We start from the raw sequence: 1715 nt of genomic DNA on the forward strand, positions 1-1715 counted from the left end.
ATGAATTCTGATGTGGAACCTTAATCGAGTCCACTGGAATGTTGCGTCAGGTTTTGATTTAACTGTCTTCCCAGTCAATGCAAGCGATTAACCGCGATCAAAACGCTTCAAAACTGCTCAGCACAGCCATAACCCAACGATTTAAATTTTTAATAATCAATCCTACTGCCGGCATCTCAGCACATTACCGCGATTACGCTGTCGCTAATCGCAGCTACGAGCTAAGACTTCAGTATCTGTACCAACAAAGACTAATCGTGAGTCTTGGTTTTGGTCTATATAATTTCTATTTCTCAAAGGGTCTAGCCCTAAAGAAATCGCGTAAGAACCATAGTGAAAAAATTTAAGCTTATCTCCAATCGTACCTATTGGTATTATCTCCCCTGTAGAAGTTGTTGCGAGTCCATGTAATTGTGCAAGTACATTGTTATTTTCGTCTCTTAAAACCCAAAAATCATGCGCAGCCACTCCAGCTATATCATAAGCGCGAGCTTCAATCTTGAATATCTTTTCCATTTTTATCTCCTATAATATTAAAACTTGCGAATACATTCAGGTGATTGACAATTTTCCTTTTGTTTCTCTATCTCTTTTTTTTCTTGGGGGGATACAGTGTAATTATTTATATACAAAGGTTCGCTAGTGGTGTCTACATGAACATTTTTTATAAAATTATTTATTGAAATTATTTTATAAGAAATACTTTCCCATCCCTCGTACATAAGTAATTTCTCCGCAAAAAAACTCTTATTAAACCCAAGATATCCACGTCCTCTATAAGTTTTTATCTTTCGTCGATAAATACATGTATCCAAAGTATCAAATTCTGTTTTTGAGGAATAGATGCATTTTGCCCCGATTTTCTCTAAATAATTTTTTACATGAATTTCTTGTTCACCGATTGGAAACATTTGCAAAAAATCATTTTTATATGCAGCATGTAGTTTTTCGGCTCTTACCTCAGGTAAATCAGATGCCCATTTTGCAAAATATTTTCTAATTGAATTATCTGGTAAGTTATCCTTAAAATCGCTCTCATCTAGCCAAAATGAAGGCATTGCACAACCGGAAAGAATAGAAATTATAAAAACGGCTATTAATAAGTCGGCTGGTTTGTTCATGATTTTCCCACGCGAAAAAAGCAGCAAATTTGTGAGACATAAAAACCAGCGAGCGCTACGCTGAATTTGGTAATTATTCAATTTCATATAAATTTCCATTAGTGCCAGCATCGAGTAAGTCCAGTAATCTAGCTTCAATTGTGAATATCCTGTTGCCCATAATTAAACCCCTAAGTGTTATTTAATTTTGTTAAGCTTTCGTTCAGTAAGTGTCTCAAATTTAATAGATACTAAAACTGTAATGGTCAAAGGGAGCAATTGATTTTACGGCCGCATAAATGCCTTGTTGCTGGCCAGTCGCAGCGGCGGCACTGCTGGTGGGCAAAAAAATCCCATTTTGCACATCGTTGATCTTGAAGACATAGGCGCCGCCGGGGGATTTTTCGGTTTCGGTGCGGAGATTTTTGAAAAATTGCACATTTAAATCATCATTGGCAACCGAAACCGGAATCACATGCTGCGCCTCTACCAAGCCATTACCACCGAAGGTTTGCTTGTTGTAGCCGGGTGCTAAGGGATTACCTTCCGATACAGCGCCGGAATGTGCATTTTCCAGATTGTTTCGAAACCGGGTTGAATCAACGTTTACATTGA

Annotated in this window: 3 protein-coding genes; all 3 read right to left on the reverse strand. The window is 37.6% G+C overall.

What is annotated here, in order from left to right; genetic code table 11:
* Positions 1–204 precede the first annotated feature (204 nt).
* The gene (locus C0512_RS15440; protein ID WP_290863179.1) at positions 205–516 is read right to left on the reverse strand and encodes a hypothetical protein; all 312 of its coding nucleotides are present in this window, start codon (positions 514–516) and stop codon (positions 205–207) included.
* 17 nt (positions 517–533) lie between these two features.
* Entirely contained in the window at positions 534–1121 is a 588-nt protein-coding gene (locus C0512_RS15445) for a hypothetical protein (RefSeq protein WP_290863181.1), read from the reverse strand.
* A 220-nt stretch (positions 1122–1341) separates the two neighbouring features.
* Positions 1342–1715, reverse strand: a 374-nt coding sequence (locus C0512_RS15450; RefSeq protein ID WP_290863183.1) for a hypothetical protein, incomplete at its 5' end; no start/stop codon positions are given.

The organism is Flavobacterium sp., from assembly GCF_013822155.1.
Taxonomy (GTDB): domain Bacteria; phylum Bacteroidota; class Bacteroidia; order Flavobacteriales; family Flavobacteriaceae; genus Flavobacterium.